The 633-nt window shown below is 48.5% G+C and carries 1 protein-coding gene and 1 pseudogene; both read right to left on the reverse strand.

Features of this window, described 5'->3' with window-relative positions; all coding sequences use genetic code 11:
• Window positions 1–250, reverse strand: a pseudogene (gene fliL, locus R7P64_RS24310) (flagellar basal body-associated protein FliL); the annotation flags it as partial.
• A gap of 49 nt (window positions 251–299) precedes the next feature.
• The coding region (locus tag R7P64_RS24315) for a flagellar hook-length control protein FliK (protein WP_318124172.1) at window positions 300–633 on the reverse strand (334 nt) is incomplete at its 5' end.

Genomic DNA, 633 nt, shown 5'->3' on the forward strand with positions numbered 1-633 from the left:
TATCGCGACGGTCACCCGTCACGTTAAAAATGAACGGTTGCGGAAGATTCACGTACGCAATTGGGTTAGCCGCTGCGGCCTGTGTTTGCTGCGACTCCGCCTCTGCAGCTTGAGCCGAATCATCCGATCCCATTAAAAAGAACGCCGCCGCGCCACCACCACCGAGCAGAACCACGGCTGCAATAATGATGATCAGTAGCTTGCTTTTACCTTTTGGTGCATCGGCACCTTGTAGCTGTTCTTCTGCCATTGTTTTCTCTAGTTATTTGTTCTTGTTCAAGATGGTTGATGTTACGACATTAGGCGTAAAAACTAATTCCATCACGCTTTGAAACCACATTCAAATCAAGATTCACATCGGCATCAAAGTTTTCATCTGACTGGCCAGAAAAACCGCGTCCAGACGTGCCTTGGCCATTTTGTTCAGCCGCTGCGTAACCACTTTGCTGTTGTCCACTGCTTTGCTGCTGAACCGAGGAATCCGCCAGTTGCATCCCTTGTTGAGCCAACATTTCACGTAGACGTGGCAATGTTTGTTCAATAATGTCACGCGCTTGTGGGTTGGTAACCGTAAAATGCACGTTGGCCAAATCGTTGTTCATCGTCATGCGAATTTGCATACGGCCAAGCTCT

The sequence above is a fragment of the Vibrio sp. 2304 genome (genome assembly GCF_033339475.1).
Taxonomy (GTDB): Bacteria; Pseudomonadota; Gammaproteobacteria; order Enterobacterales; family Vibrionaceae; genus Vibrio; species Vibrio alginolyticus.